4 protein-coding genes are annotated in these 3,641 nt (G+C 70.5%); all 4 read right to left on the bottom strand.

Translation table 11 applies throughout. From position 1 onward, the window contains the following. Nucleotides 1–54: 54 nt before the first annotated feature. Nucleotides 55–552, bottom strand: a complete 498-nt coding sequence (locus VN520_RS13850; RefSeq protein ID WP_325747198.1) for a hypothetical protein — start codon at nt 550–552, stop codon at nt 55–57. Continuing rightward, nucleotides 549–989: a phage tail protein gene (locus VN520_RS13845; protein ID WP_325747197.1), complete on the bottom strand. Its 441-nt coding sequence runs from the start codon at nt 987–989 to the stop codon at nt 549–551. The genes VN520_RS13850 and VN520_RS13845 overlap by 4 nt, the downstream gene beginning before the upstream one ends. A 68-nt stretch (nt 990–1,057) precedes the next feature. Further along, nucleotides 1,058–2,614, bottom strand: coding sequence for a phage tail sheath family protein (locus VN520_RS13840; protein ID WP_325747196.1), 1,557 nt, complete (start codon nt 2,612–2,614; stop codon nt 1,058–1,060). 138 nt (nt 2,615–2,752) lie between these two features. Beyond that, a partial coding sequence (locus tag VN520_RS13835) for an ATP-binding protein (RefSeq protein WP_325747195.1) occupies nt 2,753–3,641 on the bottom strand: 889 nt, incomplete at its 5' end.

Raw genomic sequence — 3,641 nt, 5'->3', positions numbered from 1 at the left:
GGAAGTGGTAGGCGACGTACGCGATCTCCTCCCACAGCCGGGGGAGGGCGTACGTCACGATTCCCCCAGGCGCCCACCCGAGAGGTCGACCTCGAAGCCGCCCTCGCAGTGCGGGCAGGTGACGGCCGCCCGTGTGTGTCCCTCGCTGTTGACACGCCGGTAGAAGTCCTGCAGGAAGGCGACATCGGTCGCGTACATCCGCTCCACGACACCGACGTGCACATCGGTGACCGTCCCGATCCGGGTGATCACCTGGCTGAGCAGCACCACGCTCAGATAGGCCGGGTTCTCCTTGACCCGCAGGTCGATCTGCGGCCGCAGCTCGTCGCGGGCCGTCGCCAGGCGCATGGCGCCGTGGCGGTGCACGGTGCCGGCCTCGTCGACGTAGCCGCGCGGCAGCTCGAACTCGAACTCCGTGCGCAGGCCGTGGTCCTGGCGGGCTGCGGGCGGGGCGGCGGGGGGAGTGCGGCCCGCCTCCCCCGTGTCCGCCGCGGGTGCGGTGGCCTGGAGGATCTCCTCCAGGTTGCCGGCTGTGACCGTACGGCGCCTCATTCGACGATGATCTCCTCGAACACGATGGTCACGGACTCGGTGGCCGCGGCGGATTCGCCCGCCTTGAGCGAGGGGCCCTCCCACTTCGAGGCCCAGCCCTGCATCAGCTGGATGCGGCGGACCGTCGCCCCGGTGGAGTCCTTGATCTCGATGGTGAGGTTCTGCCGCGCGGTGTCCACGGCCCCGTTGTTGAGGGTTTCCTTGATCCACGTGGTGAACTCGCTGCTCTGGTCGAGTCCCCGGGTGATCGTGATCTCACCGGCCTGACGGGCGCCCGGCTGCTTGCGGATGATCTGCTTGCCCTCCGCGCTGACCTGCCGGACCTCGACGACCTCCTCCTCGACGGTCAGCCCGCTGATCTCCTGGATCGATTCGACCAGGTAGCCGCCGAGCTGCACACCGAAGATGTGGGTGGAAAGAGCATCGCCCTCTGCCATGACTGTCAGTCACCTTTCCTGTATTCGCGTGGCCCGGAGGTGTCCGGGCCGGGTGGCGGAGCCGTGGCTCACTCGTCGACGAGGCTGGTGCTGTCGGAGAACTGGGCCAGCCGGAACACCACGAACTCCGCCGGCTTGACGGGCGACACACCGATCTCGCAGACCACACGGCCCTGGTCGATGGACTCCTGCGGGTTGTTGTCGCGGTCGCACTTCACGTAGAAGGCTTCCGCGGCCGTCCGCCCGAACAGCGCGCCGCGTCGCCACTCCTCGGTGAGGAACGCGCTGACGTTGCGGCGGATGCTCGACCACAGGCGGTCGTCGTTCGGCTCGAACACCACCCACTGCGTGCCCAGGAGGATGGATTCCTCCAGGTAGTTGAAGAGGCGGCGCACATTCAGATAGCGCCACGCCGGGTCGGAGGAGAGGGTGCGGGCGCCCCAGATCCGGATGCCCCGGCCGGGGAAGGCCCGTACGCAGTTCACGCCGATCGGGTTCAGCAGGTCCTGCTCGCCCTTGCTCAGCCGCAGGGCCAGATCGACGGCGCCGCGGATGACCTCGTTGGCGGGAGCCTTGTGCACGCCGCGTTCGGCGTCGCTCCGGGCCCACACACCGGCGATGTGGCCACTGGGCGGGACGGTGGAGTTGCGCCCGGTGGCCGGGTCGAAGACGCGCACCCACGGGTAGTAGAGGGTCGCGTAGCGGGAGTCGTAACCGGCTTCTTCGTTGCGCCAGTTGCGGACCTGCTGCGCGGACAGGCCGGGCGGGGTGTCCAGGACCGCCACCCGGTCGCCCATCTGCTCGCAGTGCGAGATGACGGCGAGCTGCACCGTGCGCAGCCCCTCGTCGTCGATGTCACCGCGCTCGTAGGAGCTCATCAGGTCCGGTACGGCGACCATCGTGATCTCGTCGATGGTCTCCAGGCCGCCGAACCCGGTGCGGGCGCCCGCGTCACCGACGTACTCCGACGGGTCGAGCCGGGCCGGTGCGCCGGACGGGGCGGGGACGGGCGAGGCCGGCGCGTCGGGAACCGCCACCGTCTGCGCCGCGGGCCTGCTCTGGGTCACGCCGCGCTGCTCCGTGACCTCGATCAGCTTCGAGGCGCGGGCCTGCTGGGGGAGGTAGCCCTTGATGTTCTTGCGGGTGGAGGCGTCGTACGTCTCGGCCACCTGGTCGCCCTGACGGACCAGGACCCTGAAGCGGTCCTCGGGCGGGTTCTCCCCCTCGGGCGCGGCGATCTCCACGGACACGCCGCTCACACCGGGCCGGGCGGCGATGAGGAAACCGCCCAGTTCCACCGGCGGCGGCGCATCGCTCCGCGCGGCGGAACCGTTCACGGCGGGGGCGGACGTGTCGTCGGAGGACCCGCCGACCCGGACGATGTACGCGGAGCCGCCGCCGTTGGCGAAGTACCCGTAGACGGCGTGCGGCAGATAGGTGCCCTCGCTGAAGCCGCCGAACTGCAGGGTGTACTGGTCCCAGCTGGTGACCAGCGTCGGTGCGTGGAAGGGACCGCTCTCGGCGAAGCCGACGAACGCGGCGACGGCGGTGCCGACCCCCTCGATGGGGCGAGCACCGGACTGCACCTCCTCCATGTACACGCCTGGGGTGAGGTACGTCGGCATGCTCGCTCCTTCGCTTTCCTGCGGTCGGGGTCCCGCTCAGCCTTTCCGCCGGCCCGCCGCGACGGCAGAGGACTTCGGGCCCTGCCGAGGGCAATCGCCCTGCCCGTCCGGACGCGGCTCCGGGGCCCTGCGTGCAGCTCAGACGCCGGTGACCTGCGTCAGGTAGGGGCCGAACTCGGCATCGAGCACCAGCCGGCCCAGCTTGCGGTACTCCTGGGCGACCGCCGACATCACCTGGCGCATCGTCAGGGGGGCGCCGGACTCGGCCGACAGGTAGGCGGCCGTCACCGCGCACGCCCGGATCGAACCGCCGGCCAGTTCGAAACGGTCCGCGCAGAAGCCGAGATCGAGATCACCGGCGCGCGGCAGGCGCTCGCCCAGGCACCGTTCCCACAGGGCCAGCCGTTGGGCCGCGTCGGGCATCGGGAAGTCCGCCACGACGTCCAGACGCCGGGTGAACGCCTCATCCAGGTTGGCCCGCAGATTGGTGGTCAGGACGGCGATCCCGTCGAACGACTCCATACGCTGCAACAGGTACGCCGACTCGATGTTGGCGTGCCGGTCACGCGCGTCCTTCACGTCCGAGCGCTTGCCGAAGATCGCGTCGGCCTCGTCGAACAGCAGTACGCCGTTGACGGCCGACGCCTCGGTGAAGATCCGCTCCAGATTCTTCTCGGTCTCCCCGATGTACTTGTCGACGACCGTGGACAGGTCCACCACGTACAGGTCCATGCCGAGATCGGCGGCCACGACTTCGGCCGACATCGTCTTGCCGGTGCCCGACTCGCCTGCCAGCAGGGCGATCACGCCACGGCCCCGGCCACCGCCCGGCCGCATCCCCCACCCGCCGAGGACCTGGTCGCGATGACGGGCGCGCACGGCGAGTTCACGCAGCCCGCGGTGCGTCTGAGGCGGCAGCACGAGGTCGTCCCAGCCCACCGCGGGCTGCACCCGCCGGGCCAGCCGGGCCAGCCCCGCCCCGTTCTGCGCCCGCACGGCGGCACGCAGGTCCTCGGGACCCACCGGA

Origin of the sequence: Streptomyces sp. (assembly GCF_035563135.1) — a bacterium.
Classification (GTDB): Bacteria; Actinomycetota; Actinomycetes; order Streptomycetales; family Streptomycetaceae; genus Streptomyces.
The sequence above is the reverse complement of the archived record's forward strand: the minus strand, read 5'-3'. Positions and strand labels throughout refer to the sequence as shown.

What these genes read in the sequence shown, in the direction of transcription:
- VN520_RS13850 (WP_325747198.1), bottom strand. Translation starts at nt 552, where the DNA reads ATGAGGCGCCGTACGGTCACAGCCGGCAACCTGGAGGAGATCCTCCAG.
- VN520_RS13845 (WP_325747197.1), bottom strand. Translation starts at nt 989, where the DNA reads ATGGCAGAGGGCGATGCTCTTTCCACCCACATCTTCGGTGTGCAGCTC.
- VN520_RS13840 (WP_325747196.1), bottom strand. Translation starts at nt 2,614, where the DNA reads ATGCCGACGTACCTCACCCCAGGCGTGTACATGGAGGAGGTGCAGTCC.